The sequence below is a fragment of the Pseudomonadales bacterium genome (genome assembly GCA_041395665.1).
Taxonomy (GTDB): Bacteria; Pseudomonadota; Gammaproteobacteria; order Pseudomonadales; family UBA7239; genus UBA7239.
In genome coordinates, this window is record JAWLAB010000002.1 from 143928 (window position 1) to 170745 (window position 26818).

The following is a 26818-nucleotide window of genomic DNA, read 5'->3' on the forward strand; positions in this document are numbered from 1 at the left end:
TCACACCACCGTCAAATGCATAAATGCGGTGGAAAAACGCCCGCTCTCTGGCACATAACACAGTAAGCGTTCGCCTTTTTGTAAACGACCACTGCGAAATAATGCATTCAACATGATGTAGATCGACGCCGAACCGGTGTTGCCGCAAGTAGTGAGATTGGTAAACCAACGCGCAACAGGAATATCCAAACCCACGCGCTGCAAGCCAGCCTGCACTTTGTCGCGAAAAAACTGCGACGAGTAATGCGGCAAAAAATAATCAATATTTTCTGCCGCCAAACCGTGTTTTTTGATCAAGGCTTGCAAGGGCTTTTCCACGGTGTAGTGAATCACCTGCTCGTTGAGCAGCTTCACATCCTGTTTGACTGCCATCACCGATTGCTGATCACGCTGCTGTGCCGAAAACTGCTGCCAACCTTGCAACGCACCGTCTACATTTTTTTCTGCGCCGGCATACATACAAGTTTCCATCTCCCCCGCGTAAGACAACACATCCAGCCAATCCACGCGCAGCGAAATGCCTTGCGCTGCTGGTTGATTCTCCACCAGCACGGCTCCCGCACCGTCTGAGAGCATCCAGCGCAAAAAATCTTTTTCAAACGCCAACTCTGGCTGTTTTTCTAATGCTTCAATTTGACTGTCGATTTCAGCAGAAAAATTTTCTGCGCGCATACGCGCCGAAGACAATTCTGAACCCGTTGCCACGGCGCACACACTGTCACCACTCCGCACTGTATTCACCGCATAACGCAGCGCCGTCATGCCCGCCACGCAAACGCCGCTAGTGCTCGCCACATCGCAAGCGGGCAAACGCAACTCGCCTTGCACCATGCTGGCGTGCCCTGGCATCAACTGATCGGCAATCGATGTTCCGCAAGCCAAACAATCAATCGTGTTTTGTTGCAGCGGCAAACCGCGCACCGCTTCTGCCGCTAATTGCGCATTGCTGTGCGTAAATTGTAAAGTCGCTGGATCAATGGCGTAGTGGCGACTGCTAATGCCATTACTGCGCAAAATGGTACGCCGCGCGCGTGAAGGTTTTGCACCGACCTGCCCCAACAGGCGTTCCATCTCGTCATTGCCAACCGCTTCGTTTGGTAAAAAAGCAGCCGTTGCCGTGATGTAGGCTGTGTGTGTCATGGCTGCCACTCCTCACCCGACGGTTGTGCAAAATACTGTTTTTGCTGCGCAATGCGTTCTCGCGTAAAAGGTGATAATACGCGTTTGATGACGGCAGACACTGGTACCACGGTCAAAATCATCAGTACCAAAAATACAATATAAAAACACAGCACCACTTTACGCAGCGGCGATGCTGGCTCACCGATAGCGCGCAACCATTTTCCCCAGATTAAAAAACTGCGGCGCGCAATTTTTTCTGAGGCGATTAAACGCTCATTAATTTTTACTGCGCCTAAACCAGACAACATGGGCGCATGATCGTTTACAGCACGCTGCGGTAACTGTGCCGCTATCGCTGTACCAAAGCGCGCAGCAGCGGCAATGTCTTCCGCAGGAATACCCGCAGCAGGCACAAAAGCACCGAGAAAAGGACCGCGTTTGCCCGTTAGCATCCACATCGGCGTAGAAATAAAAGTGGCAGCAGGATGTGCGCGATCCACTAATGCAATATTGTCGATCAAGCGTGCACCCAAAGCGGTAAGTTTTTCTTTCATCACTTCTTGTGCCATCAGCCACATATTGCGACAAGCAATGAGCGTAACCACCGGCGTATCGCGCAATAAACGCGCCGCTGTTTCGCTTTGCAAAAAAGCCATCATCGGTTGTGCGGGCGATAAAAACCAAACGGGATACGCCAAGATCACCAAATCAAACTGTGTATTTTCATTTACTTGCAATGGCAATAAAGGCGCAGGCTGTTCATAAACCGTTTCCGGAAACGCATTAAAAAACTGCAAAAAAGACCAAGGAAATTTATACGGCGTTGCTGGCTGTAACCATTCAAACACTACTTCAATATTTTCTGCCGCTTGCAAAGGTGTAATCACAGATCGCACCACATCGGCGAGCTGCCCTGTTTGTGAATACGCTACTACTAATATGCGTTTCTTCATGCGGCATCCAACACAAGATTGCCTTCCACTGCGCGTTTGCCTTCACACAAACACACAAAACGCACTTGCGATTCACGCATTTGTGATTCATGCACTACGGCCCACTGCACTTCGCATTGCTGTTCTGGCAAAACGGGTTGCAGCCATTTCAATTTACGAATACCGCACACGCGATGTGTTGGCAATATCGTTTTTGCTGTTGCAAGAATGTGATCCAGCAACACCACACCCGGCACAACGGGATTGCTGGGGAAATGCCCTGCGAGTGATGGATGGTCAGCAGCAATACGAAACAACATCGGAAATCATCAGAAAAGTTAACGCTGAATTATAATACAGGCCTTGTATTAACCCACTCGCCGCAAGCGAAATAGGAATTCTTGTGTCACTGCATGACATCAACATTGCGTCACTGATTCCTCATGCCGGCAGCATGTGTTTGCTCGATAGCGTTGAACGCTACGACGCACAGTGCATTGCCTGTCGCGCCAGCAGCCATCGCGATGTGCACAACCCACTGCGCCACGCTGATCAACTCTCCGTACAGGCTGGCATTGAGTACGCTGCGCAAGCCGTTGCCGTACACGGTGCGCTGCTCGCGCAGCAAAAATCATCGCAAGCCATCACGCCGCAACAGGGCATGATCGCTGTACTGACCGATGTGCGCTGGCAAATGGAACGATTGGATGATCTCCCCGCTGACTTATTCATCCATGCAGAACGCTTGGCTGAATTGCCGCAAGGTCTGCACTACCGCTTTTATCTGCAATGCGAGCAACGCAGCCTGCTGGAAGGCGAGTTAATCATCGCGCTGCAAACGGCGGTGGCGGCATGACGCAAAGCGTTGCTTGCTCGCTGTTGCATTGGGCGGGATGGATGCCTGATGTGGTGTCTGCTGAAGATTGGCAGGCGTGGGCGGCGGGCGCGTTGCCGATTGGCAATGCCACACAAAATCCAGCCGTTGATTTCATCCCCGCGATGCAACGCCGCCGTTTATCGCGCTTATCGCGCTTTGCCTTGTCCGCCGCCAACGCCTGCGCGGGCGAGCAGCACTTGCCGACGGTATTTGCTTCGCGCCACGGCGAGATTCATCGCACCGTCGAACTGCTCAAAGAATTGGCGCGGCACGAACCCTTATCGCCCATGGGTTTCAGCCTCTCGGTGCACAACACCGCCTCCGGCTTGTATTCCATCGCCACCGGCAACACCGCGCCCTCCACGGCGATAGCCGCCGGTTGCGACACCCTGCCCATGGCAATTATCGAAGCCATCGGTCAACTCGCGCAGCACGAACAAGTCATGGTGGTGTACGCCGAAGAACCGCTGCCTGATGACTACCGAGCCTTCGCCACTGATTGCATGCCGTTAGGGCTGGCGTTGCTCTTGGGCAGAGCCAGCACGGCGGGCGCACCGCAGTTGCAACTGCGCGTAGGCAATGCTGCCGACAATACATCTGCCCAGCTCGGCACGGCGCCATTTTTGCGTTGGCTCGTCGCACAAAGCGGAGAGCTGCAAACGCAAGGCGAGCGTTTTTCTTGGCACTGGGCATGGCCGCGAGCGTGATGCAAAAAATCAAATCGCGCGTCGACTGGCTCTGGCGCGTACTCGCCACCGGTCACTGTTTTGCCTTTTTATTTGGCGGCGGCTTTCTGTTGGCGATTAGCGCACTACCCATCACGCGCTTACTCGGCCGCACACCCGAAGAAAAAGACGCGCGCGCTCGCCGCCTCATCCACCACACTTTTCGTTTTTATTTATGGCAGATGCAAGCCTTAGGCTTGATGAAACTGGAAATATACGGGCGTGAAAACCTTGCCCAAGCGCGCGGGAAACTGGTGCTCGCCAATCACCCATCACTGTTAGATGTAGTGATCTTGATCTCACTGCTACCCGATTGCGATTGCGTCGTGAAAGGCAGCTTGCGGCGCAGTTTAGTCAGCGGCGTGATACGCGCCACCGGCTACACCGACAACAGCAATGGCGACACAATGCTCACGCGCTGCGCACACAGCCTCGCCGCCAATTTTCCGCTCATCATTTTTCCCGAAGGTACTCGCAGCACGCCCAACGCGCCTCTAGCTTTTCAACGCGGTGCCGCCAATATCGCTATTCGCTGTGATGCCGACATTCTGCCGGTGCTCATCACCTGCGAGCCGCCTACGCTGCTCAAAGGGGAGCCGTGGTATAAGATACCCTCTCGGCGCCCCGTATTTAGCGTGACTATTTTGCCAACACTGATCACAAAAAATTGCGTAGAACCTTCAGCACCACCTGCATTGGCAACGCGGCAACTCAATCGTTTCTTGCTTAACTTCTTTCAACAAAAACTTAAAACTCCCACGGAAGCACAACACGCATGTCAGACCTAGCACTGGAAATCAAACAACTCATCATCGACTGTCTCGATCTAGAAGACATCACACCCGCAGATATCGACAGCGACGCACCGCTGTTTGTCGATGGTCTCGGCCTCGACTCCATTGACGCATTGGAACTCGGCCTACACATTCAGAAAAAATACCAAATTAAGTTGGATGCCAACTCGGAAGACACGCGCAAACACTTTGCGTCTGTAAACGCATTGAAAGCCTTGATTGAAAGTCAGCGCACATAACATACCATCTTAAAAAACTGCTAGAGATCATCATGACACGCGACGAATTATTCCAAAACATGCAGCAAATTCTGTCAGAAAACTTTGAAATCGATCCAGATAAAATCTCCCCAGAATCCAATCTCTACAGCGAGCTTGAACTAGACAGTATTGATGCCGTCGATCTAGTCATTCAGGTGCAGGAATTGGCAGGTAAAAAAATCAGCCCTGAAGAATTCAAAGCGGCGCGCACCGTTAATGATGTGCTGGATGTCGTAGAAAAACTGCTGGCAGCATAAGCGAACCAACGCCATGCCTAAGGCGCTATTAGCAATATTGGCACTGATTTATCCGCTACTGGTCTACTACGGCCTGCTGCATTTTTCAGTGCAGTGGGTCGGCATCGCGCTCGCTGTATTCTTAGCTGCGCGCGTACTCGTGCTACGCAAAAAACTGGGTGACGAACAACTGAAGCAATCACTGTTTCCCGCCCTACTACTGGCAATACTCTGTGCATTGGCTTCTGTGTTTCTCAATCAAGCAGGCGCGTTGAAACTAATTCCCACTGTCATTAATGTTGCATTTTTGATGGGTTTCGCCACAACGCTGTGGAAACCACCCTCCATGATTGAACGCTTTGCGCGTTTGCAAGAACCACAACTCAGTAAACCCGCCATTCGCTACACACGGCAAGTGACGCTGGTGTGGTGCGTGTTTTTTATTATCAATGGCAGCATTGCACTGTACACAGCACTGTATTCCAGTATGGAAACTTGGGCGCTGTATAACGGTTTGATCGCTTATCTGTTGATGGGTGCGCTGTTTGCTATCGAATATCTCGTACGCCTGCGCGTCAAAAAATACGAACAGCAAAACCAATCGCTATGAGCCTTCGCAGCCTCGCCAATATTTTTACCACTGCTGCTGCGCCAGACACTTACATTGCGTGGGAGCAAAACACGCGCTACACGCGGCAAGATTTTTTGCAGGCTGTCACCGCGCAATACAATGCACTGCTGCCCAGACATGAGCAGCGCTGGCTGTTGGTTAACGATAATTCGTATCAGTTTGCCGTCAGCTTTTTTGCGCTGCTCGCAGCGGGAAAACACATCGTGCTGCCGCCCAATACACAAAGCGGCACGCTGGCATCGCTGACAGATTTTTTTGATGCCGATTTTTCAACACTAACGCTGTCCAACGCAGATAATACAAACACCACCGCGCTTGAACACATCACACTGAATCTTGATGCACTCACCGTCACCCTACTCACTTCCGGCAGCACAGGTGCTGCAAAAGCCATCGCCAAACCACTGCGCTGTTTCGATGCGGAAATTCACGCACTAGAAACGCTATGGGGAGAACAATTAATTGATGCATCTATTTTTTCTACAGTATCGCATCAACATATTTACGGATTATTGTTTCGCGTGTTGTGGCCCTTGTGTACTGGGCGCGCTTTTGCTGCTGCCGCACACAGCTATCCAGAACAATTAGTCAACGAGCTACTACAACACCCTCGCAGCATTTTGATTGCCAGCCCTTCGCAACTGAAACGCTTTCCAACCAGTGTCGATCTCTCATCCCTGCAAGGAAAATTGTGTGCAGTTTTTTCTTCTGGCGGATTACTACCTACAGAAGCGGCACAGGATTGGCAACAGCGTTGGGGGCAATACCCCATTGAAGTATTGGGCAGCACGGAAACCGGTGGCGTGGCGTGGCGACAACAAAATACGCGTGAAAAGTCGTGGCAAACACTGCCATCTGTACAGATTCAAATAGACGCTGAACAGCAGCTTTTTGTGCAATCACCATTTACTGGCGCAAAAGATTTTCTGGCGATGGGTGATTGCGCCTCTCTACTCGACGCACAACATTTTCATTTGCTAGGCCGCAGTGATCGCATTGTTAAAATCGAAGAAAAACGCCTATCGCTCACGGCAATGGAACAACATTTGCAATCTTCACCGTGGATAACAGAAGCAAGCGTATTAGTTTTACCGCAAAATACAGGGCGGCTTGGTGTGGTTGCAGCTTTATCTCCTGAAGGGAAACATCTGCTCAGCTCACAAAATAAAAATTCACTGACGCAACATTTACGCGACCATTTGCACCAACAATTTGAACGTATCTTGTTGCCGAGAAAATGGCGTTTTGTTGAAACCATGCCCACTGACCCACAAGGCAAAATATCTCACACAGTCTTGTGCGAACTTTTCAATGAATCTGCTATGCAAATTAAACTCATCCTTGATAGTGAAAACCAACGCGTGTTACAGATTCATTTTCCGAAAAACTCCACACTGTTTGCCGGGCACTTTCCTGAATTGCCCATCCTGCCCGGCGTGGTGCAATTTGATATCGCCGTGCGCCAGTGCAGCCACTGGTATGCACTGACACAATTTCGCAGCATCGACAAACTCAAATTTTCCGAACCTATTGTGCCGAACGATACCGTCACACTCTCGCTGCAAAACGTAGGCGCGGGAAAAGTGCAGTTCAACTACAGCATGGATGAACAGGCACTGTCATCCGGTTACATTGTCTTTGCGAGTTAAAATAAAACCGCAATTTTACAAAACAGGAGTGCGTTATGAGTGACATCAACACCAACGACCCAGAAAATATTCTCGGTTTTATGCAAGACCATATTCGTCGCTACCTCGCCACCGACGGTGAAGATGGTCACCTGATGAATGGCTTCCCCTGTTTAGTACTCACCACCGTGGGGAAAAAATCTGGCGAAAAACGCCAAGCTGCCGTGATCTACGGAAAATATGGCGACAGCCATGTCATCATCGCTTCCAAGGGCGGCAGTGACACACCGCCGGCATGGTTTGTGAATTTGGCAGCCAGCGGCACTGGTCATATCCAAGTCAAAGCCGAAAAAATGGATGTAACAATGCGCGTCGCAGAAGGTGAAGAGCGCGAAAAATTGTGGGAGATGATGACGAAAGTGTTCCCCACTTATATCGAGTATCAACAAAAAACTACGCGCAAAATTCCCGTGGTGGTGCTGGATCGCGTGTAGCTTTGTTTTTTGCGTGTAACTACGCGCTGGCGGGTGTAAGCTCAGAGGAACAAACTCAACAAGGAGCAGCGCATGAAACCCGTCACCAAATTACGCGGCGTGAATCTCGGCAGTTGGTTAGTGTTAGAGAAATGGATGGTGCCGAGTTTATTTGAAGGCACCGTCGCCACCGATGAAACCACTTGGTGCGCAGAGCTCGGCGAGCGTGCCGAAAACAAATTGCGCGCGCACTGGGACAGTTGGATTACCGAAGCAGATTTTGCATGGCTCGCTGAGCGCGGCATCAACACCGTGCGCATTCCTGTCGGTCATTGGATTTTCGGCCCCGACTATCCCTATCACGAAAAATACGGCGAGCATCGCTACCCGTTTGTTACTGGCGGCATACTCGTTTTAGACCGCGCATTTGATTGGGCGGAAAAACACAACATCAACATCATGTTGGATTTACACGCCGCAGCCGGCTGCCAAAACGGTTTCGATAACGGCGGTATGCACGGTGTGTGCGAATGGCACACCAAGCCCGAATATTTCGATCATTCCATCAGCGTGTTGGATCGTTTAGCCGCGCGCTATCACGACAGAAAAGCCTTGATCGCGATTGAAGTCTTGAACGAACCGCGCTGGGATGTGCCTACCGATTACCTCAAGCGTTACAACATCGAGGCGTATCACGCGATTCGCAAACACTGCACCGCCGAAAAGACGGCCGTGGTTTTTCACGATGGCTTTCGCGACTTCCGCGAGTATTTAGGTTTTATGCAGATGCCTGAGTATCAAAATGTAATTTTTGATATTCATCGCTACCAATGTTTTGCGCGTGAAGATATTGATATGGATATTTACGGGCATATTCAAAAAGCGGCGATTGAATGGAAAAACGAAGCGGATGCCATCAATAACGAATTGAAACTGCCAACTATTTGCGGCGAATGGAGTTTGGGCTTGGATTTGAAAGTGGTGTCGCTATGGGCAGAAGGTCCGTACAACCACGCGCTCGAACACATGGATGGTTTCCAAGAAAACACCGCGTTTCGCGGTTACGGCGCCGCACAATTAATGGCATTTGAAAAATTTCGCGGCTGGTTTTTCTGGAATTACAAAACCGAAACCACAGCGGCTTGGTGCTTCCGCGATTGCGTCGAACGCGGCTGGCTGCCCAGTCGTTTTGATGGAGAAAGAGTGACGAGGGATGGGGAGTAATATTGTTAGGCAAAAGCCTGACCCCCTCGGCGCTACGCGCCACTCCCCCTACTGCGCAGGGGGAGATACTAGCCTCTCCTATGTAATAGGGGAGGCGTCACGTAGTGACGGAGGGGGTCGATCAACACTGCAAAAGCAGCACCGTTGAATATTTCGCTACACCCTCGTCGGTTTATACGCCTTCGGATCCGACTTCCGCCGCATCGGCGGTACCAGCAAAGCCTCCTCACTGGGCGCATCTTCATGTACAACAGGCAATAAACACTGATCATCTGCACCAAAGAGATACTTTTTCTCGACCAAGCGCGCCAAAGTAATTGTGCGTTGGTGATGCTTTTCTAAATTTTTGTGTTGGCTGAGTGTGATGATGCCCGCCTGTGGTAGTTCGCGGTGTAAAGCACTCATCAAGGAGTCTTCACCGCTCTCATCAAAATCATCGGTTGCCGCTTGAATCACCACCCAATCCGGTTTTTGCAAAAAAACGCGTGCAAAACTAAGCCGCTGTTGCGCGCGTGTCGTTAATACACGATCCCAAATATCACTGTCATTCAAACGCGGGATCAACCAAGTCATCCCCGCCATTGTTAATGCGTGTTGCATAGCTTCATCGCTATAGGTATCTGATGAGGCTGGATACGCCAACACATCACGCAATGCGATAGACGGCAAAAAAGGCCGCTGCGACATAAAGGCGATAGACGCTTGCGGTAAATGTAAAAAGCCCTGCCCCCAGCGCCACAAGCCTGCAATAGCTTTAAACAAACCATCGGCAATCACTTGATCACCCGTCACCAATACGCGTTCACCATGAGCAATTTCTGTGCTGAAGTTTTCCAACAACACCAAGCCACTATGATCCGCTACCGTGAGGTGTTTAAAGATTAAATGTGAGTTTTCACCCACATTGCGCTCAATACGACAAGCATTAGGATTTCGCTCTTTTTCTTCCAACTGCAATAGATTTTCATACAGTGATAAAACACGATCTGCCGATGCGCGACAGCGCGCAATATCACCCAAGCTATCGACAGGCCAAGACAATGCGGAAGTTAATTTTTGGAATGCTTGTGCCGCTTGCATCAATATACCGAGCGTCATACCGCCTGCAATATATTGTGGCGCTGCAATCAATAAAGGAAAAACTGGCAACAAAGTGCCATAACCTGTGGAATAAGAAACAATTCCCATGTAGGCAAAAGTTTGGCGATTCCATGCACCTCTCAAACGATGGAACAAGCGCGCAAAATATTTTCTCTCCGCTCGTTCTCCTTGCATCACAACAATCGCTTCTGTGTGCTCGCGCGCACTCGCTAAACTGAAACGAAAATTGGCTTCCGCTGTTTGCAATGCGTTTGTTGTGCTAATAAGCGGCCTGCCCAACAAAAAACCAACCGCCGCACCAATGCCAGCATATAAAAATGCCATCCACACCATGTAGCCATGCACACCAATATCAGTCCCCGGCACTTTGGCTGAACCTGAAACAGCGAGCAAAATATCGATAAAGCTAAATAAAATTAAGAGTGAATAAAATAAAGTGTGACCAAGAGAAATGGTCATTTCTGTAACCACATGAATATCATCGGCTATACGGCCATCAGGGTTGTCATGCTCCCCTTCAACATAGAGCAACTGATAATGCCTGCCTTTGTTCATCCAATGATTGAGTAGCCGCATAGACAGCCACGCGCGCCAATCCAACTGCAACCAGCGTTTTACATACAAATGTGCGCCCGTTACTACTATCGTCAATACAAAAATAACGGCAAACTCACCAATTTGTAAAACAAATTGCGACAAAGACCGCTGCTCTAAAGCATCAAATAATTCACGGTTCCAATAATTGATCCAAATTGCCAAGCCCACTTGCGCCAATGTCAATAAACCAAACAGCACGGTAAAGCCACGCACACGCCAGCAGTGCAGCGAATTCCAATACGGCCCACACAATGCAAAAAATTGACGGAAAAAATTGCGGCGCGCGCCTGCTTTACCAGCCTTGTTTTTATTCTCAGAGGTTGAAGAGGCATCCATCAGCGCGTAATCTACAAACGGCAATTCATCTTGCCATGGTAACAGCACTGCACCAAAAGACTAACGGTGCGACGCCGCAATATCGCGCCTAAAATACGGCGCAATTATTTGAGGATGCGCGATGGATATTTTGGTGATTGGCGGCGCAGGCGTAACGGGAACACCGATAGTGAAACAGCTGTTGGCACGCGGCTGCCGTGTAACAATTCTGCACCGTGGTGTACATCGCGCCGATTTGCCCGACAGCGTTGCTCGCCTCCAAGCCGATCCCTATGCCAAAGATGGCTTAACGGCTGCGCTCGCCGGCAAAGGCTTTGATGCCGTGATCGCCACTTACGGTCGCCTGCGCTATGTGGCACAGCAACTGATCGGCGTGACCGAACGCCTGATTTCAGTAGGAGGCGCTGCACCCATTTATGCAGGCTGGGGCGAGATGACCGCCCCCAACCCTTGGGAGACCACGCAACCCACGCCACTGTTTTTGAGCGAAGATCACCCTCTCGCCAGCGCAGAAACCCGCGATGTTTTTTCGCTGGCTGTGCGTAAAACGGAAAACGAGGTACTCGGCTTTCATCAAGCGGGGCATTTCAATGTCACACATTTTCGCTACCCGCTGGTGTATGGCACGAACAATATTTGCCCTGCGGAATGGGGGTTGATTCGCCGCGCGCGCGACAAACGCCACACATTGATTTTGCCTGCTGGTGGGCTGACGCTAATCTCACGCGGTTTTGCAGAAAACATTGCACACGCAGTGATGCTCGCCGTTGAAAATCCCGCAGTGTCTGCTGGCCAAATTTATAACATTTGCGATGAAGCGCTATTGTTTAACCAACAATGGGTTTCTCTACTGAGTGATCTTTTGCAGCACCGCTTTGACACAATCGACATACCTTTTTCTGCGCTGCCGACAGGCTTTCGTGCTACACCGCCGCAATTACTGTATCGCAACCACTGTGTACTCAGCATTGAAAAAATCAAATCACAGCTCGGTTACCGTGATCTTGTTTCTGTAGAGGAAGCACTGGAGCGCACCGTAAAATTTTATTGGGATAACCCTCTCACCAGTGGTTGTGAAGCAGAACAAAATCTCGGTGATCCGTTTGACTATGTGTACGAGGATGCGTTTATCGCTGCGTGGAAAAAACATGGCGACGATTTTGTTGCCGCGCGCGATGCAATACCTGCACCGCAAGTGATTTGGAAACATCCGTATCAACAACCCAAAAAGTAATACGGCTTATTCTTCTGGAAAAGAGAACACAATACGATCAAACCACGCGCGATGATTACACGCCTCCAAAATTAATGGCGGCGGCGATTGATGTGTCTCTGCCATGATGGCACTCATCTTTGCTCTGGCTTCCGCCAAAGGCGCTGCATATTTTGCATTATCAATTTCATTCACTTGTTGTTGCGGGTCGTTAATCAAGTTATAAAATTGTGCATGCTCGCTATTACGCGGCTTTCTGACATCCCAAACGGTATCCCAATAAGGGTCGCATAACCTACGACCATAATAATTTCTTTTATATAAATATTGCTTTGTACGGATTGCACGAGCAAATAACGGGTGACCATGCTTATTACTTTCTGCATAAATATAGTCACGCACCGCACGCTGCGGATTTTGTAGTGTAGGCCACAGTGAAACACCAGGAGCGTTTGCAATCCGCGGCACGCCTACCAGTGACAAAATCGTTGGCATTAAATCTACAGCACTGACTAACTGCTCATTCACCACATTCGCAGAAATACGCGGAGGAAAACGCATCACCAGCGGTGTTTTTATTCCTTCATCATACAAAGTGGTTTTTGCATTACCAAAAGCAGAGCCATTGTCTGACAAGAAAACAATTAGTGTGTTATCCAACACACTTTGTTGACGCAAAATATTAATCACTGCGCCGATATTGCGATCAGCGCGCGCTATTTCATCGTAATAGCCAGCCATTTCTTTACGCACGAAAGCATTGTCATCACTATTTTTTGGCACTGATATGGATGCGGGGTTGTGATGCAACAACGGTGTATGCCATTCCTCATACGGTGCATGAGCATCTTTACTGGCTAACCAAAAAAGAAGGGCTTATCGCGCGGACGATTTCGCAATTCTGGCAGCCAATCTGCCGCGCCGCTTTCTTCGCGCGGCTCTACTACGCGATCAAAATGCGTTTTGAATGGCTCGCCCAAATGCCATTTTCCAACACTCGCGGTGTAATAACCTGCACCGCGCAATAACTGCGGCAAGCTGATAACGGATGCTGGCAATGGATCATGTAAATTAGGTGCGCCCGTCGCCGTGGGATACAAGCCCGTCAACAAACTGGCGCGGCTGGGTGAACAAGAACTGGTGGAGAGAAAAGCATGTGTAAAACGCGTACCTTCTCGCGCCAGCTGATCGATATTGGGGGTGCGTACAACCGTATTACCAAAAATACCAATATCGCTTTGCCCGACATCATCCAATAAAAAAACCACAACATTGGGTTTGGTACTTTGCGCAAATACAGAGGTGCTGCACAACAGAAAAATTAACCACCACCATTTATTTTGTGTGTTGTTTTTCTTCATACGCTCAACGCAGCGTGTCGAGCACAATGTTCTCCGTCAATACTTGCGGCAGCACCACGGCTTGACTGCTCTGTCCAGCCGGATAATACACATACAAAGGCACGCCACTGCGCCGGTACTGTTGCAAAAACTGTGTGATTTCTGGGTCACGGTTGGTCCAATCACCGACCAAATACGCAATATTATTTTTGTGAAGATGCTCTTTAATATCTTGGCGGTTGAGCACCATTTTTTCATTGACAAGACAAGTGAGGCACCACGACGCTGTCATATTGATCAACACAGGTTTCCCTTCTGCGCGTAACGCTGCTAAACGCTCCGTGCTGTACGGCTCGGCATCGCCCGTTTCAAATTTTTCTTGCTGCGGCTGTTGAAAAATTTCCACCACCAAAAAATGCGGTGCAATCAAAGCAACCGCTAACACGCATACCGCTAATACTTTTCCACCTATGTGTACCGAAGCATCGCGCCACAGCCAGCCCGCCATCACCAACAAGATCAAGCCGCCGAGAATGGACACCATTGCCAGCTCACCGCCCTGCTGCCCCAATACCCACAACAGCCACACCGCTGTGGCATACAACGGGAACGCTAGGAACTGCCGCAAGCGATCCATCCAAGGGCCTGGGGCGGGCAAACGGTGTAGCATCTGCGGCCAGTACGCCAGCAGCACAAAAGGCAGCGCCATACCGAAACCCAACACCGCAAACACCAATAAAGCCATTGGTGCTGATTGAGTAACGGCATAGCCCAAGGCCACGCCCATGAATGGCGCAGAGCAAGGGCTGGCGACAACAACCGCCAGAACGCCGGTAAAAAAGGTGGCTCGTACAGGGTTGCCCGCCACCAAGCGCTGACCAATTCCCATCAGACTACCGCCGATGTGCAGCACGCCTGAGAAGGACAAGCCCATCACAAAAAATAAGTAAATCAACATACCGACAAACATAGGTTCTTGCAGTTGAAATCCCCATCCAACCACTTCACCACCTGCGCGCAGCAACAGCATAATTCCCGCTACCAGCACAAAGGTTGTCACCACACCAGCGGTATAAATCCAGCTGTGCCAATGCGCTTCCTCATCGCGCTCACGCTGCGCTGCCATCGCAAACACTTTGAGCGACAGCACAGGAAAAACACAGGGCATTAGATTGAGGATAAGCCCACCCAGCAGCGCCATCAGCAAAACGCCAGCCACACCGTAGGACAACAAAGGTGGTGGCGATGCCTCTTCCGCCGCTAGCGACACTGGCGTTTCAACCAATGTGCCGGATGGCGGATCCATCGGCACCACGGTTCCAGCGGAAATATCCACTTGGAAATATTGTTTTTGTGGCGGATAGCATAGACCCGCATCGGCGCAGCCCTGTGACTCCGCCATCAATACCACTCGACCGGTTTGTGAGGCGGGCAGCTCGATGCTCACGGTCGCTGTATCGTAATAAACCTCCGTTTCGCGCTCGAAGAGTTCATCGTATTTATTTTTGCCTTGGCTGTAAGTCACTTGCAGCGGGATGTCGCTATTCCCTGCAGAAGCAGAAAAATGCATACGCTCGCGATAGAGATAATATTCAGGCGCGATAGACCAACTCAACTGCACGCGCTGCTGAGAAACCGCCGCCACCAATTGATAGGCCTGCTCCACCGGCAAAAACTCTGCCTGTGCACTAGAGAAAATACCTGTGATCGCATCTGTTTTGCCTGCCTGCGCCCACGATGACAAGCTCAGTAGCAATAACAAACCAGCAATAACGCATTTCAACGGGTGCAAAATCTGCATACCTCTCTCCAAGCAACGCATCCTAGACCACGCCGTTGCAACAGGGTTCCTCCCCAGCACAATAAATAAAGCAACACGCACAATCTGGCTATGTTACCAGTGCATTCCCTTAACGACTATGTCACATCATTTCTGCTAGGCTGAAAAAACATTAAAGCTCGCGCACACACTTATGTTGATTCATTTTTTGCGCTGCATAACAGCAGCGGCAATGCTTCTGCTCATTACAGCCTGCCAAACGGCGCCGGATGACAACAACACAAACACATCACAAGAAAAGGAATCGTATTTTTGGCCTTGGCAAGGCCCTGATTACAAAGCTGACACCAAAGAGATGCGGCGCAAACACAAAATCTTTGTGTTGTTGGAACGCGGTGATTTGGCTTTCAGGAAAGACCGACTCAATGCACCGCGACACGATAACGCCCTGCTGTACTACTACACCGCACTTAAACTGGATCCCACCAACAAAGAAGCTTTTCGCGGCTTAAATGATGTGGCTGATCGTTTCCGCAGTTTATCGCGCACCGCGCACGACAATGGCAACGGCAAAGAAACACGCTATTATCTGCAGCAAGCAGAAATTGTTACCGGCGCGTCAGACCCTAAAAATATTAAGCTGCGCAAAGAACTCAGCCACTCAGCCGCCGGTAAAAATCCACGCGAACTCGATAAAGCGCTCAAGGAAAAAATAAAAGCACGCAAAGCGGAATTAAAAGAGGATCCACGACTAAAAAATCCTGACTTATTGAAAAACTCAGATTTATTGAAAGAGCAATGGGAAGACTCAGAAGAAGATGTCGAAGAATAATGGAAGAAGTGTAGTATGAGTTTACGGCGACAATGGTGTATTAGTTTAATTATCACCATCACTGTGTTGATGTGTGCCAGTGCATTGATCAACATATGCCACACTCGCCAACACCTTCTAACAGAATCACAAGAGCACACACAAGACATTGCCAATGTTCTGGCTCGCTCACTAGCAGAATCTCCAACATCAACCACCCTATTGGATACCGCTTTTGAACAAAGCAACATTGACGCCATTGTTTATCGCGACAAACAAAACACCATCCTATTTGAGCGCAACAAACCTGCGCGTACGGCATCTGCACCACGATGGTTCCGACATGTTGCTTCATTAAAAGCGCCAACCATCACCACAGATGTAACCTCTCATTCTTCATTTATTGGCCAAGTTCAAATTACCGCCAATATCGACACTATTTATTCTGAACTTTGGAAATTATTATCCAGACAACTAATGCTATTCATCACCGCTTACTTGGTATTAGGCGCATTAGGTTACTTAGCAGTTTATTTCTTACTACAGCCGTTAAAGCGCGTACAAGAACAAGCCGCTGCCATTTGTGACCGCCAATTTATCGAACAACAACCACTCCCTAAGACTCAAGAACTGCGTCAAGTCGTTGAAGCTATTAACCGTATGAGCCGACGGTTAAAAACGATTTTTCTGAACAGTTAGCTCAGTTAGACAATTTACGCACACAGTCCTTTTTTGATTTTGTTACTGGGCTATCCAATCGTCGCAGCTTCAATGCACGCATGCAGGCGCTCACTGAAAGTGAAATGGATAGCTGCGGATGCTTGATGCTGATACAAATAAATAATTTTGCGAATTACAACCTACAACACGGCCACGATGCTGGCGATGAGTGTTTGCGCGCCATCGCCAAACAATTGCAAGCTGCCACAAAAGATATTCCTAACGCATTGCTCAGCCGCCGCACCGGCGCTGATTTTGCCTGCTATCTACCCAATGTAGGCATCGAAGCAGCAAGCGCTATGGCAGAGCATATCATTGCGACCAGCGCCAATCTTTCTATCCTGTCCCATTATCAATTGCATATTGGCATTGTGTGCTGCAGCAGCCTACACGCCGAGCGGCAATTATTTCCTAAAGCGGACACCGCCTTGCGGCAAGCACAATCACTCAGCCACAGTGGTTGGAAACTCTATCAGCAAGATTCTGATACGCAGGCCGCTGCGCATGAAGCAAGACAATGGTTCGCTACACTCAATCGTGTTTTGCAGGACAGAAAAATCTTCTTCCACTTTCAACCCATGTTTTCAAACGAAAACCGTGAGTTAATGGCAGTAGAGGTTTTTGCGCGTATCAATGTGCGAGAAGGTGTTATCAACGCCGGAGTATTCATGCCCATGGCTGAACGCTTTGATATGGCGGAATCTTTCGATCGGTTAATTATTGAAGCGATACGCAACAGCAGCGAAGCCGCTCACTGCAAAGTACCCGTTTGTATCAATCTCTCCCCACGCAGCGTCATTTCTCCAGCATTTGTAGAATGGTTAGACAGCTACCTCGGCGAGCATCCCATTTTTGCGCGCCAAATTATTGTAGAAACCTCAGAATATTTGATGGGCACAGGTGATGCACCTATCCGCCATTTATGCGATGTACTGCATCGTCACGGCGCAAAATTATCGTTAGATCACTTTGGCCTCCACGGCAGTGCTTTTGCGTATCTGAACAGCCTACCTCTTGATTTCATCAAAATTGATCGCAGCTTTATTCGCAATATTCACGAAGATGCAGATAATCAATTCTATGTGCGTGCGCTGATTCAAATTGCACACAGTTGCGATATCACCATTCTTGCCGAAGGTGTCGAAACACTGCAGGAATGGGAATGCTTACACCAATTAGGTATTAACGGTGGGCAAGGCTATTTGCTGGGCAAGCCGGATAGTCAAATCAAACAAGCCATGTTGTAACAAGACGATGAAAAACATCACGCACTTATTGTTTTTGTTTTTTGCTCTCAGCGGCAGCTTCGCTCTGGCCGAAACACCGACCAGCAATATCACCTTAATCAACGGTTGGTTGCGCGAAACGCCGCCCAATATAAAAAATGCAGCTGCCTTTGTTTCCTTGCACAACAACAGCAACAATACAAAACATATTATTGCGATTCAGTGCAGCGACCTTGCTGCGCGCTGTGAAATACACGAACACTTACGCACAGCTAATGGCAAGATGCGTATGCAAAAAGTGAGCGCTCCATTGGCTATCGCAGGCAACAGCACGCTCACCATGCAGCCCGGTGGTTATCACATCATGTTGCTTGATATAAAAACGCCACTGCGTGCAGGCAACACAGCGGCGTTCACTGTTGTATTTGACGATCAAAGCGCACTCACCGTGCAACTGCCTATCAAGTCCATACGCGCAGAATAATGCGTGTTATTGCACGCCGACTTGTAATTCCAGTTTGACTGTTTTGCCACCGACAACATTGTCGGTGCTGGCTAGCTGGCGACTTTCACCGCTCAACTTGAATCCTTTCGCTACTGCATCTGCATACAACTGCGCGAACGCCTGTGCAACGCCTTCTGGTGAGCCTTCGTAATTACGCGATACGCATTTAAAGCCGCTATCACGCACCAATTGATAACGCCCTTGCGGCTTCGGATTACCCGTCACTGGAAATCCGAAACGCACTTTAATTTTTCCGCCGTTATTGGTCATCAATTCGGGGAAAATTATGTGCATAGGGCCAACAATTTTTCCTCTTTCTTTCACCACTGTAATCGCCAAACGCGTTGCCAACGGCGTAATTTTTTCCGCCATTTCTTCTGCCGTGAATGAATAATCACCCAAATACAGCTGAACTGGTTTTGTCACTTTAATTGACAAATCAGCCGATGGATTACCTTGGATATTACTCAGTGCATTTGCAGAAGAACTCGCAACATTATTTGATACGGCAGAATTTGATGCAGCAGGATCTGATACGGCAGGCGCGGCCATTGCATCGACAGCTGCACTATCTTGCTCGGCGGGCGCATCCACTTCACTGTTTGCAAAGGCACTGGATGCTGCCGCACCGCTCAACTTACTTTCCGGCATTTTGGCGGCAAAAATAGAATGAGTTCCACTGGTAGAACAGGGTCCTGCAATACCTGCTTTTTCACCGTCGGTCGCTGGCGCTGCTTTCATAAATGCCAACCACTGCGCCGCATCAGCTGCGCCACCTACTAAAGTGGCATTAATGAATGACCGACGCGCCAACTCAGTATCACCCAATTTTAATTGACTGATACCCAACAACAAATTCGCACGCGCTACCAACTTGTCGGTCAAATTGCCATCGCAAGCTTTTAATACTTGCTGCTGCATGGCTGGCCACTGCTGCTTTTCCATTTCCATTTGTGCCAAATGCAATTGCAGCTCTACATCATTGCTATCGCCTGCGGCTTTCGTCAAAGCCGCTTGGGCTTTATCGCGTTCGCCAGCCTGCATCCACAAACGGAATAAACGATCGTTAATTTTGCTATCAGCTTTTATTCGGCCATTGGCAATCGCTTCTTCTAACACGCGCGCGCCGCGACCAGGGATTTTGTTGATGGCGTATAAATCCGTCAGCAACAAAACATCCTGCTCGCGAAACGGAATACCTTTCTCCCACGCCAGCGCCATCACATCTAAAGCTTGTGCATTTTTCTTGGCTTTGAGATACAGCGAAGTCCACTGCTGCCACAGCTCGGCATTATTCAAATCTGCTGCCACTAATTGCTGCATAATTTGTGCCGCACGATCAAAGCTACCGGTGCTGTAATAAACAGCCATCGCATTTTTTAATTGTTGCGGCGTGGGATTTTTTTCCAGCGACATAGCTTTATCCATCGCCGCCGCACTCGCCACATAATTTCTACGCTTGAACTGCACTTGTGCCAATAACAAATAGATCTCAGCATCCGCTTTATCACCGGATGAACCTTTTACGGCCACATAATCCTGAATTGCCGATGCTGCTTTATCGTAATTTTTTTGTAACAGCGAAATACGCGCCAACTGCCCTAACATCTGGCGTTTATTTTCAGCGGTAATAGCAGGATTTTGCAGCGATTTTTCGATGTATTTGGTGGCTTTATCGTAATCTTTCGAGCCTGCAAAATGCTGTGCTAAAAATTTCTCTGCGCTGGCTTTGGTGGCAGCATCTTGAAAAGTATTGAGATTTTTTTCTAACTCACCCACCGACATACTGACATTTTCTGTCGGCGCCACATCCAAATCGACATACATACGACTGCGGTATTGTTCTTGCGCCAGCAGGGGTGAACCGCTCAGTACGCAGACAAGTAACAAACCTAAACTGAGTGCAGACTTTTGCATCGCAAATCACTTCATTGCAGTTGATGGTTGTTATTGGGGTAATCTTTCCAGAACAACTGAATGCGTTGCGTCAGTTGCACTTTTGCTCTCCTGCCTTGCAAATCGTTGGGATCATAAATCCATCCTTCAACCGCTGCGATAACATTGGCATCAAACAAGCCGGGCGGCTGGCTATCTAAAATGCGTACATTTTCTACTTTGCCCTGCATATTCACCGCAAAAGTGACCAACACCCAGCCGTCTGTTTTACTGTCCCACGCCGCTTTCGGGATATTGGGTTGCCGTGTTCCAAACGGCACAATTTCACGGTAACCCTCTGCACCTTTTTTATCTTCTGCTGCAATTTTTTTCGCCAAATCACGATTGTTATTGCTTGGCCCCGTCCATGTAGAACCGCCGTTGCCATCACCAAAACCGCTACCAAATACGCCGCCGCTGCCGCTTTCCAAAACCACATCATCGAACGAAGGCGCGAACGAAGGAATCGGCGGGCCACCTGCTTTCATTTTTGGCGATGGCACTGGTGCACTGACGGCCAAGGGCGCCATGGTTGGCTCTACAACCGGTTGATTGCTCGGCGTGGGCGCCTGCTCTTCGGGTGGTGGTTCTGGTGGTTTGCTTTCTGGCGGTGGCTGATAAATATCCACGACTACCGCAAGATTACTGGTGTTCACTTTCAATGCATCACCATTTAACAAACGAAACATGAATAAAAATATCAATACCGTCGCCACCATGCTCGCCAATACAGCAAGCGTATAACGCATTGGGGGATTGATATTTTTCACTAACGGCGACATCAGAAACTTATTGCGGAGCGTTCGCTGCAACGGCAATTTTTTCTATGCCCGCTAAACGAATCTGATCCATCACTTGCACCAGCGTGCCTGTGTTAGCGGCACTATCGGATTGCACTACCGCAGCACCTTCTGGATTCTCTGCATGCATACGCGCCATGATGGGGCGCACGGAATGCAAATCCACTTCGCGTTTATCGATCCAAATTTCACCTTTAGCTGTGATCGCCACAAAAATATTGGCGCTCTGCTCAGTGCTGGCACTTTGTGCATTGGGAATATTCACAACGATGCCCGTCGCTTTGACGAAAGTGGTGGTCACAATAAAAAAGATCAACATATTCAGCACAAAATCGAGCATCGGTGTCATGTCGATATACACTTCGGCTTCATCTACATCGTGTCGGCGTGTACGCATAAAAGACTCCGCTCAATTCTTGTTAGTCATGGGTCAACAAATCAGCAAATATTTTTTGCTCGCGCGCCGCCAAATGACGCAACCGCGCTGAAAAATATTGCGCACTTAAAGAGATAACCAAACCCGACATCGTAGGCACCGTGGCGCGATAAACACCCGCCGCAATCGCCTGACTGTTGCCGCCCGTCAGCGTAATGATTTCAAACACGCCGATCATGCCGATCACTGTTCCCATCAAACCCAACAGTGGGCATACAGCAATTAAAGTGCGTATCGTTGATAGCCACGCCTGCAACTGCAATTGCACTTCGCACACCGATTCGCGGCGAATGGCTTTTGCGCGCCACGAAGCGCGATCACTGCGCGCCTGCCATGCCTGTACGCGTTGATTGCGCAAAGCAGGGTAAGCAAAGCGTAGGAAAATAAATCGCTCCACCAGCAACATCCACAACACCAAACACACGGCCAAGAGCGCCCACATCATGGGGCCGCCCAAATTAAAAACGCGTGAGAGGTGCGATGTCAGCGTGTAAAAACTCATGCTGCTGCCTTATGATTTTTGACGCGCAAAACTGGTTTTTTCCATGCTGCGCGCCAAAATACCTGCGCTCTGTTCATCCAAGCGTTGGATCAATGATTTCGCCAAAACAGTCACGATGTTGTGACCAAACAACAAAGGCACCGCCACCAACAAACCGAGCACCGTACACACCAAGGCTTCTGAAATACCTGCTGCCATTAATTTTGGATCACCGCCACCAAACAAACTGATCGCTTCGAAAGTTTTAATCATGCCCGTCACTGTGCCGAGCAGACCAAGCATCGGCGCAATCGCCGCAAACAATTTAATAATATTGTGGCCGTATTCCATCGGCGGCACTTCTTTCAAAATGGCTTCATCCAATTTGTACTGCATGGTTTCTTCATCATCGGCGTGAATATTTCTCACGCTCAACATGATGCGACCCAATGGATTTTTTTCAGATGGCGCATCGCCATTTTCAATTTGTTGCAACACACTGCGGCGCACCCACAACAAATACAGTGTGCGATAGACCGTAACCACCAAACCAATAATGCCGACCACAATCGTCAAATAACCGACCACGCCACCTTGCGCAATGCGTTCACGCATATCGGGCGTGCGTTCCATCATGCCCAACAAGCTGCCGCGCGTAGGATCAACCGGCACCGCAGCCAATTCACCGGCGCTACCTGCAAATTCTTCTGCCATGTTTAAAAAGCGGCTGCTCGGTTGTTTGCTAGGCACCACCCACTCGCTAGTTTCCGGCACATAGCGCAAGAAATCTTTGCCACTGAATGCCGCAAAAGTTCCCACGCGCACAACATCCACTTCGCGCGCTTGACCATTGGCGGCAACAATTTTTCCTTTATAAGCGGCAACTTTGCCTGACTCCGTCATTTCCTGTTGCACTAAAAACCACAAACGCTCCATGTCATCGATGGTGGGCAATGCTTCTGCGTTTGTTAACTTTTTCAATTCTTCTGCGCGCTCTGGAAATTGCGCACTCACCTGTGAATCATTCAATGTCGCCGCATAGTCGCCGGCAAATTGACGATAAATACTGAACACATCGCCCATATCGGTCACGCTTTGCTGCAATTCTTTGCGTAACTTAGCAATCTCTGCATCATTGGCTTCGATCTGCATTTTGGCTGGATTGTTTTTTGCTTGTGCCAAGTAATACGCGGTGCGCGCTTTTTCCAACAAGGCTTGCTGTTCATTGCGTGCTTGCACAAATTCTGCTTCGCGCTGACGATTCAAGGCGCGTTCTTTTTCATGTTCGGCGCGTACTTTGGCGAGCAATTGATCGAGATCGGTGATCTGCTGACCGGCTGTTTGCGCAAACGAGGAAGATACCAATACCGCCGAAAGCAGTGACACCAAAGCGAGAATACTAATTATTCTTTTTTTCATTGCATCAGCTCCTCAGCGCTTCATCGGCAGTGCTAACAACTGCGGCGCTTGTTGGTTGCGCGCAATACGCAAGCCGTGTTTGATGTCTTCGTTGTATTCCTGCGGCAATTCCAACCATTGCTTGTGCGATCTATCCCAATAACCACTGCGCGCGCCGTCCATCGACTGAAAATAAAATTCCGTGCGACCTAAACGCAAAAACTCTACCGTGAGATTTTCGTCGCCTAATTTCAGCTCTCCTTTCCACGCTTCAATACCGCGACCAAATTCCAATTCTTGTTGAAACGCTTCCAATAAAACGCGGTATTTATCTTGCAAAGACAAAGTAGAACTGGAAAGCTGTTGTTTGACTTTGCTCGTGCGCGCTAAACGCTCTTCTTGATGAAAAGGCAAATCCAGTGCCACGAATTGTTCGAGTGCATCACTCATGCTGCGCATCAAAGGCACGATGCGATCCTGAATGGTTTGGCGGCTCGCCATTTGCGTGCGCAAGCTCGCCAACTCTTTATTTTGAGAGGCTAAACGATCCTGCATTTCTTGCGAATACTGTTCTTGGTAATCCACCGTCGCAGTGAGGCGTTTGTACTCCTCCACCATCGACTGCGTTTGCGCCTGCAAATTGGCAATATTTTTTTGCGCCGCCCCCGCTTCGGCGTTGGTGTCTTGCATGGCGGTGACATTGTCTTGCAGGGTTGCGCTGTGTGCCGAAGTAGCGACGATGAGAGCTGCTGCCGCTAACAGGCGCGCAACACCCTGACCCAGCAAATGGGGACGAGAAACATGCATGATCTTAGCCCTAGTGATTTTTATTGGTATTAATTTAATTTTGTAGAGCAACTCTAGCGAAAAAAAATGGCGCGGGATAGCAGCTATTTATCCCTATCCTACGCCATGATTTGTGATATGTCTCACAAATAATCAACGATCCGTTACTTCAATACGATCAACACTCTGGAAACCACGCGGCAATTTATTACCACGACGACCGCGCTCACCGCGATATTCGTCGAAGTCATTGCCTTTCAACACGGTATGCCGTTTGCCGGAATACACCATCAATTGCTGGCCTTTACTCACCACCGCAACAAATTGCAAAAACTCCTCACGCGCTTCTAAACGCGCGGAAGGAATATTCATAATTTTATTGCCTTTACCTTTTGCTAATTCCGGCAATTCGTTCAAAGGAAACACCAACAAACGACCTTCATTGCTAATCGCAATCAACAAATCATTCGCCACATCACGCACTAAACAAGGCGGCAAGACATTGGCTTTTTCCGGCACCGTGAGCAGCGCTTTGCCTGTGCGGTTTTTGCTCTGTAAATCCGCAAGCTTTGCGACAAAACCATAACCGGCATCACTGGCAAGCAATACGCGCTCGTCGTCATTACCCATCAGCATTGACAAGAAAGTTGCGCCAAGCGGTGGCGATAATTTACCCGTCAACGGCTCACCCTGCCCACGCGCCGACGGCAGCGTATGTGCCGCCATCGAATAACTGCGCCCCGTGGAATCCAACAACAACACAGGTTGATTGCTTCTCCCGCGCGCCGCTTGCAAGAAACTATCTCCCGATTTGTAACTCAAGCTCGCTGGATCAATTTCATGCCCTTTCGCAGCACGAATCCAACCTTTTTCTGACAACACCACGGTGACAGGGTCCACACTCAACAAATCCGCTTCAGAAAATGCTTGCGCTTCTGTACGCGCCACCAAAGGTGAACGGCGTGCATCGCCGTGTTGCAGTGCCACTTCCTGCAATTCTTTGCGCAATAAGTTTTTCAGCTTGCGCGGTGATTCCAACAGCGCTTTCAGCTCCGCGCGCTCTTTGGCGAGTGCATCCTGCTCGCCGCGAATTTTCATTTCTTCCAAACGTGCCAACTGACGCAACTTGGTATCGAGTATGTAATCTGTCTGCGCTTCCGTTAAACCAAAACGCGCCATCAGCACCGCTTTCGGTTCTTCTTCGGTGCGAATGATGTGAATGACTTCATCGAGATTGAGGAAAGCAATCAGCAAGCCTTCCAACAAATGCAAACGCTGTTCGACTTTATCCAAACGGTATTGCAAACGACGGCGTACGGTTTCTTGGCGGAACACCAACCATTCACTCAATACCTGCTGTAAGTTTTTCACCGCAGGTCGACCATCCAAACCAATCACATTCATATTGACGCGATAGTTTTTTTCCAGATCTGTCGTCGCAAATAAATGATTCATCAATGCTTCAACATCAATGCGATTTGAACGCGGAATAATCACGATACGCGTTGGATTTTCGTGATCGGATTCGTCACGCAAATCTTCCACCATCGGCAGTTTTTTCGCCTGTATCTGCGCGGCGATTTGCTCGATCACTTTGTTGCCAGACACTTGATGCGGCAGCGCTGTAATGACGATATCGCCATCTTCTTTTTTCCACACCGCGCGCATTTTTAGTGTGCCGCGACCGGTGGCATACATCGCCATCAAATCCTGCACTGGCGTGATAATTTCCGCTTCGGTGGGAAAATCAGGTGCAGGTAAATGCGCGCACAATTCTGCAATGCTCGCGCTTGGGTTATCCAACAAATGTACCGTTGCGGCGATTACTTCGCGCAAATTGTGCGGCGGCACATCGGTGGCCATACCCACCGCAATACCTGTTGTGCCGTTCAATAACAGCGCCGGCACTTTCGCCGGCAACACCGTAGGCTCTTCCAAAGTGCCGTCAAAATTGGGCGTCCAATCTACCGTGCCCTGTTCCAATTCACTCAACAATAAATCGGAAAACGCCGTGAGTTTCGATTCTGTGTAACGCATCGCTGCAAAAGATTTTGGATCATCCGGCGAACCCCAGTTGCCTTGACCATCCACCAGCGGGTATCGAAAAGAAAATGGCTGCGCCATCAACACCATCGCTTCATACGCTGCACTGTCACCGTGCGGATGAAACTTACCAATCACATCACCGACGGTGCGCGCCGACTTTTTGTATTTCGCGCCGGCTTTTAATCCCAATTCGCTCATCGCATACACAATGCGGCGCTGCACAGGTTTCAAACCATCACCGATGTGCGGCAGCGCGCGGTCAAGAATGACATACATGGAATAATTCAAATACGCCTGCTCGGTAAAATGTGCGAGCGGTCGCTGTTCAATATCGCCAAAAAAATTCAATTCTTGTGTCATTCAGTATTTCTCTACATATTTTCTTTCATGAATACAGACGCATCA

General features: G+C 49.3%; 28 protein-coding genes and 1 pseudogene. 15 read left to right on the forward strand and 14 right to left on the reverse strand.

Annotated features, from left to right (window positions below):
- From R3E63_03185 to R3E63_03195, 3 genes are read right to left on the reverse strand one after another with little or no spacing between them, the layout of a single operon-like run.
- Positions 1–1140 (reverse strand): beta-ketoacyl-ACP synthase III, encoded by a 1140-nt coding sequence (locus R3E63_03185; protein ID MEZ5538965.1) that lies wholly within the window; start codon positions 1138–1140, stop codon positions 1–3.
- Positions 1137–2075 carry a dialkylresorcinol condensing enzyme gene (locus R3E63_03190; GenBank protein MEZ5538966.1) on the reverse strand — a complete coding sequence of 313 codons (939 nt, stop codon included), beginning with the start codon at positions 2073–2075 and terminating at the stop codon, positions 1137–1139. Before R3E63_03190 ends, R3E63_03185 begins: the two co-directional genes overlap by 4 nt.
- Positions 2072–2374, reverse strand: a complete 303-nt coding sequence (locus R3E63_03195) for a hypothetical protein (GenBank protein ID MEZ5538967.1) — start codon at positions 2372–2374, stop codon at positions 2072–2074. The genes R3E63_03190 and R3E63_03195 overlap by 4 nt, the downstream gene beginning before the upstream one ends.
- 83 nt (positions 2375–2457) lie before the next feature.
- Between R3E63_03195 and R3E63_03200 the strand changes: the two genes are divergently transcribed.
- From R3E63_03200 to R3E63_03240, 9 genes are all read left to right on the forward strand, one after another.
- Positions 2458–2910: a hypothetical protein gene (locus tag R3E63_03200; GenBank protein MEZ5538968.1), complete on the forward strand. Its 453-nt coding sequence runs from the start codon at positions 2458–2460 to the stop codon at positions 2908–2910.
- Positions 2907–3638, forward strand: a complete 732-nt coding sequence (locus tag R3E63_03205; GenBank protein MEZ5538969.1) for a beta-ketoacyl synthase chain length factor — start codon at positions 2907–2909, stop codon at positions 3636–3638. Before R3E63_03200 ends, R3E63_03205 begins: the two co-directional genes overlap by 4 nt.
- Positions 3623–4444, forward strand: coding sequence for a lysophospholipid acyltransferase family protein (locus tag R3E63_03210; GenBank protein ID MEZ5538970.1), 822 nt, complete (start codon positions 3623–3625; stop codon positions 4442–4444). Before R3E63_03205 ends, R3E63_03210 begins: the two co-directional genes overlap by 16 nt.
- Entirely contained in the window at positions 4432–4689 is a 258-nt protein-coding gene (locus R3E63_03215; GenBank protein ID MEZ5538971.1) for a phosphopantetheine-binding protein, read from the forward strand. The genes R3E63_03210 and R3E63_03215 overlap by 13 nt, the downstream gene beginning before the upstream one ends.
- Before the next feature lie 29 nt (positions 4690–4718).
- Positions 4719–4967, forward strand: coding sequence for an acyl carrier protein (locus R3E63_03220; protein MEZ5538972.1), 249 nt, complete (start codon positions 4719–4721; stop codon positions 4965–4967).
- A 13-nt stretch (positions 4968–4980) separates the two neighbouring features.
- Positions 4981–5556 (forward strand): hypothetical protein, encoded by a 576-nt coding sequence (locus tag R3E63_03225; GenBank protein ID MEZ5538973.1) that lies wholly within the window; start codon positions 4981–4983, stop codon positions 5554–5556.
- Positions 5553–7226, forward strand: a complete 1674-nt coding sequence (locus tag R3E63_03230; GenBank protein MEZ5538974.1) for an AMP-binding protein — start codon at positions 5553–5555, stop codon at positions 7224–7226. The genes R3E63_03225 and R3E63_03230 overlap by 4 nt, the downstream gene beginning before the upstream one ends.
- 35 nt (positions 7227–7261) lie before the next feature.
- Positions 7262–7699 (forward strand): nitroreductase family deazaflavin-dependent oxidoreductase, encoded by a 438-nt coding sequence (locus R3E63_03235; protein MEZ5538975.1) that lies wholly within the window; start codon positions 7262–7264, stop codon positions 7697–7699.
- A 72-nt stretch (positions 7700–7771) separates the two neighbouring features.
- Positions 7772–8902 (forward strand): glycoside hydrolase family 5 protein, encoded by a 1131-nt coding sequence (locus R3E63_03240; GenBank protein MEZ5538976.1) that lies wholly within the window; start codon positions 7772–7774, stop codon positions 8900–8902.
- Between the two features lie 156 nt (positions 8903–9058).
- Here R3E63_03240 and R3E63_03245 read toward each other — a convergent pair whose 3' ends face one another.
- Entirely contained in the window at positions 9059–10984 is a 1926-nt protein-coding gene (locus R3E63_03245; GenBank protein MEZ5538977.1) for an ABC transporter ATP-binding protein/permease, read from the reverse strand.
- A gap of 73 nt (positions 10985–11057) precedes the next feature.
- Between R3E63_03245 and R3E63_03250 the strand changes: the two genes are divergently transcribed.
- A complete protein-coding gene (locus R3E63_03250) occupies positions 11058–12170 on the forward strand; it encodes a hypothetical protein (protein MEZ5538978.1) in 1113 nt (370 codons plus the stop codon).
- A 6-nt stretch (positions 12171–12176) separates the two neighbouring features.
- Here the strand turns inward: R3E63_03250 and R3E63_03255 are convergent, their stop codons facing one another.
- From R3E63_03255 to R3E63_03265, 3 genes are all read right to left on the reverse strand, one after another.
- Positions 12177–12932: a sulfatase-like hydrolase/transferase gene (locus tag R3E63_03255; protein ID MEZ5538979.1), complete on the reverse strand. Its 756-nt coding sequence runs from the start codon at positions 12930–12932 to the stop codon at positions 12177–12179.
- Positions 12933–13006: 74 nt separating this feature from the next.
- Positions 13007–13510, reverse strand: a complete 504-nt coding sequence (locus R3E63_03260) for a sulfatase-like hydrolase/transferase (protein MEZ5538980.1) — start codon at positions 13508–13510, stop codon at positions 13007–13009.
- A 4-nt stretch (positions 13511–13514) separates the two neighbouring features.
- Positions 13515–15290 carry a protein-disulfide reductase DsbD gene (locus R3E63_03265; protein ID MEZ5538981.1) on the reverse strand — a complete coding sequence of 592 codons (1776 nt, stop codon included), beginning with the start codon at positions 15288–15290 and terminating at the stop codon, positions 13515–13517.
- 211 nt (positions 15291–15501) lie between these two features.
- Between R3E63_03265 and R3E63_03270 the strand changes: the two genes are divergently transcribed.
- The 5 genes and pseudogenes from R3E63_03270 to R3E63_03290 all read left to right on the forward strand — a co-directional run bounded on the left by R3E63_03270 (position 15502) and on the right by R3E63_03290 (position 18510).
- Positions 15502–16101 (forward strand): hypothetical protein, encoded by a 600-nt coding sequence (locus R3E63_03270; GenBank protein ID MEZ5538982.1) that lies wholly within the window; start codon positions 15502–15504, stop codon positions 16099–16101.
- A 15-nt stretch (positions 16102–16116) separates the two neighbouring features.
- Positions 16117–16779 (forward strand): LapD/MoxY N-terminal periplasmic domain-containing protein, encoded by a 663-nt coding sequence (locus R3E63_03275; GenBank protein MEZ5538983.1) that lies wholly within the window; start codon positions 16117–16119, stop codon positions 16777–16779.
- 29 nt (positions 16780–16808) lie between these two features.
- Positions 16809–17234: pseudogene (locus R3E63_03280) on the forward strand (GGDEF domain-containing protein).
- A 108-nt stretch (positions 17235–17342) separates the two neighbouring features.
- On the forward strand, positions 17343–18047 hold the full coding sequence (locus R3E63_03285) for an EAL domain-containing protein (GenBank protein ID MEZ5538984.1): 705 nt from the start codon (positions 17343–17345) through the stop codon (positions 18045–18047).
- Between the two features lie 7 nt (positions 18048–18054).
- Complete coding sequence (locus tag R3E63_03290; GenBank protein MEZ5538985.1) at positions 18055–18510, forward strand: copper chaperone PCu(A)C; 456 nt, start codon at positions 18055–18057, stop codon at positions 18508–18510.
- A 6-nt stretch (positions 18511–18516) separates the two neighbouring features.
- On the opposite strand, the gene R3E63_03295 is transcribed toward R3E63_03290, so the two are convergent.
- The 7 genes from R3E63_03295 to parC all read right to left on the reverse strand — a co-directional run bounded on the left by R3E63_03295 (position 18517) and on the right by parC (position 26773).
- Complete coding sequence (locus R3E63_03295; protein MEZ5538986.1) at positions 18517–20448, reverse strand: hypothetical protein; 1932 nt, start codon at positions 20446–20448, stop codon at positions 18517–18519.
- An 11-nt stretch (positions 20449–20459) separates the two neighbouring features.
- Positions 20460–21248 carry a TonB family protein gene (locus tag R3E63_03300; protein ID MEZ5538987.1) on the reverse strand — a complete coding sequence of 263 codons (789 nt, stop codon included), beginning with the start codon at positions 21246–21248 and terminating at the stop codon, positions 20460–20462.
- 7 nt (positions 21249–21255) lie between these two features.
- Positions 21256–21663 carry a biopolymer transporter ExbD gene (locus R3E63_03305; protein MEZ5538988.1) on the reverse strand — a complete coding sequence of 136 codons (408 nt, stop codon included), beginning with the start codon at positions 21661–21663 and terminating at the stop codon, positions 21256–21258.
- A gap of 22 nt (positions 21664–21685) precedes the next feature.
- Positions 21686–22204, reverse strand: a complete 519-nt coding sequence (locus R3E63_03310) for a MotA/TolQ/ExbB proton channel family protein (protein ID MEZ5538989.1) — start codon at positions 22202–22204, stop codon at positions 21686–21688.
- A gap of 9 nt (positions 22205–22213) precedes the next feature.
- A complete protein-coding gene (locus tag R3E63_03315; protein ID MEZ5538990.1) occupies positions 22214–23602 on the reverse strand; it encodes a MotA/TolQ/ExbB proton channel family protein in 1389 nt (462 codons plus the stop codon).
- 12 nt (positions 23603–23614) lie between these two features.
- Entirely contained in the window at positions 23615–24388 is a 774-nt protein-coding gene (locus R3E63_03320) for a DUF3450 domain-containing protein (GenBank protein MEZ5538991.1), read from the reverse strand.
- Between the two features lie 132 nt (positions 24389–24520).
- Complete coding sequence (gene parC, locus R3E63_03325; protein MEZ5538992.1) at positions 24521–26773, reverse strand: DNA topoisomerase IV subunit A; 2253 nt, start codon at positions 26771–26773, stop codon at positions 24521–24523.
- Between the last annotated feature and the right edge of the window lie 45 nt (positions 26774–26818).

What these genes read in the sequence shown, in the direction of transcription:
- R3E63_03250 (MEZ5538978.1), top strand. Translation starts at nt 11,058, where the DNA reads ATGGATATTTTGGTGATTGGCGGCGCAGGCGTAACGGGAACACCGATA.
- R3E63_03205 (MEZ5538969.1), top strand. Translation starts at nt 2,907, where the DNA reads ATGACGCAAAGCGTTGCTTGCTCGCTGTTGCATTGGGCGGGATGGATG.
- R3E63_03295 (MEZ5538986.1), bottom strand. Translation starts at nt 20,448, where the DNA reads ATGCAAAAGTCTGCACTCAGTTTAGGTTTGTTACTTGTCTGCGTACTG.
- R3E63_03260 (MEZ5538980.1), bottom strand. Translation starts at nt 13,510, where the DNA reads ATGAAGAAAAACAACACACAAAATAAATGGTGGTGGTTAATTTTTCTG.
- R3E63_03210 (MEZ5538970.1), top strand. Translation starts at nt 3,623, where the DNA reads ATGGCCGCGAGCGTGATGCAAAAAATCAAATCGCGCGTCGACTGGCTC.
- R3E63_03215 (MEZ5538971.1), top strand. Translation starts at nt 4,432, where the DNA reads ATGTCAGACCTAGCACTGGAAATCAAACAACTCATCATCGACTGTCTC.
- R3E63_03290 (MEZ5538985.1), top strand. Translation starts at nt 18,055, where the DNA reads ATGAAAAACATCACGCACTTATTGTTTTTGTTTTTTGCTCTCAGCGGC.
- R3E63_03195 (MEZ5538967.1), bottom strand. Translation starts at nt 2,374, where the DNA reads ATGTTGTTTCGTATTGCTGCTGACCATCCATCACTCGCAGGGCATTTC.
- R3E63_03320 (MEZ5538991.1), bottom strand. Translation starts at nt 24,388, where the DNA reads ATGCATGTTTCTCGTCCCCATTTGCTGGGTCAGGGTGTTGCGCGCCTG.
- R3E63_03305 (MEZ5538988.1), bottom strand. Translation starts at nt 21,663, where the DNA reads ATGCGTACACGCCGACACGATGTAGATGAAGCCGAAGTGTATATCGAC.
- R3E63_03230 (MEZ5538974.1), top strand. Translation starts at nt 5,553, where the DNA reads ATGAGCCTTCGCAGCCTCGCCAATATTTTTACCACTGCTGCTGCGCCA.
- R3E63_03315 (MEZ5538990.1), bottom strand. Translation starts at nt 23,602, where the DNA reads ATGAAAAAAAGAATAATTAGTATTCTCGCTTTGGTGTCACTGCTTTCG.
- R3E63_03190 (MEZ5538966.1), bottom strand. Translation starts at nt 2,075, where the DNA reads ATGAAGAAACGCATATTAGTAGTAGCGTATTCACAAACAGGGCAGCTC.
- parC (MEZ5538992.1), bottom strand. Translation starts at nt 26,773, where the DNA reads ATGACACAAGAATTGAATTTTTTTGGCGATATTGAACAGCGACCGCTC.
- R3E63_03240 (MEZ5538976.1), top strand. Translation starts at nt 7,772, where the DNA reads ATGAAACCCGTCACCAAATTACGCGGCGTGAATCTCGGCAGTTGGTTA.
- R3E63_03300 (MEZ5538987.1), bottom strand. Translation starts at nt 21,248, where the DNA reads ATGTCGCCGTTAGTGAAAAATATCAATCCCCCAATGCGTTATACGCTT.
- R3E63_03275 (MEZ5538983.1), top strand. Translation starts at nt 16,117, where the DNA reads ATGAGTTTACGGCGACAATGGTGTATTAGTTTAATTATCACCATCACT.
- R3E63_03185 (MEZ5538965.1), bottom strand. Translation starts at nt 1,140, where the DNA reads ATGACACACACAGCCTACATCACGGCAACGGCTGCTTTTTTACCAAAC.
- R3E63_03310 (MEZ5538989.1), bottom strand. Translation starts at nt 22,204, where the DNA reads ATGAGTTTTTACACGCTGACATCGCACCTCTCACGCGTTTTTAATTTG.
- R3E63_03265 (MEZ5538981.1), bottom strand. Translation starts at nt 15,290, where the DNA reads ATGCAGATTTTGCACCCGTTGAAATGCGTTATTGCTGGTTTGTTATTG.
- R3E63_03225 (MEZ5538973.1), top strand. Translation starts at nt 4,981, where the DNA reads ATGCCTAAGGCGCTATTAGCAATATTGGCACTGATTTATCCGCTACTG.
- R3E63_03235 (MEZ5538975.1), top strand. Translation starts at nt 7,262, where the DNA reads ATGAGTGACATCAACACCAACGACCCAGAAAATATTCTCGGTTTTATG.
- R3E63_03270 (MEZ5538982.1), top strand. Translation starts at nt 15,502, where the DNA reads ATGCTTCTGCTCATTACAGCCTGCCAAACGGCGCCGGATGACAACAAC.